Genomic DNA, 235 nt, shown 5'->3' on the forward strand with positions numbered 1-235 from the left:
GGCCACAGGTACGGAAAACATTTTCCAGACCGCGGTTTGTAAGGCTTGGAGCGGTTGCAGTTGGCGTTACCATGACAACACCGGCCTCAGCCAGCGCATCAGACACAGCCATAGCCGAACCGGAGGTCACAGGACCTACAACGAACTGAATGCCGTCACCGATCAGCTGGTTGGCAGCAGAAACGCCCTGTTTAGGGTCGGCCGCATCATCCACCAGTTTCAGGACAACTTTCTC

General features: G+C 56.2%; 1 protein-coding gene. It reads right to left on the reverse strand.

Annotation, left to right across the window (positions count from 1 at the left end; genetic code table 11):
- Window positions 1-235 (reverse strand): ABC transporter substrate-binding protein (locus tag HBA93_RS23600; protein WP_221724827.1); only part of this gene is annotated, 235 nt, incomplete at both ends.

This window comes from Ochrobactrum sp. SFR4 (assembly GCF_019730395.1).
Classification (GTDB): Bacteria; Pseudomonadota; Alphaproteobacteria; order Rhizobiales; family Rhizobiaceae; genus Pseudochrobactrum.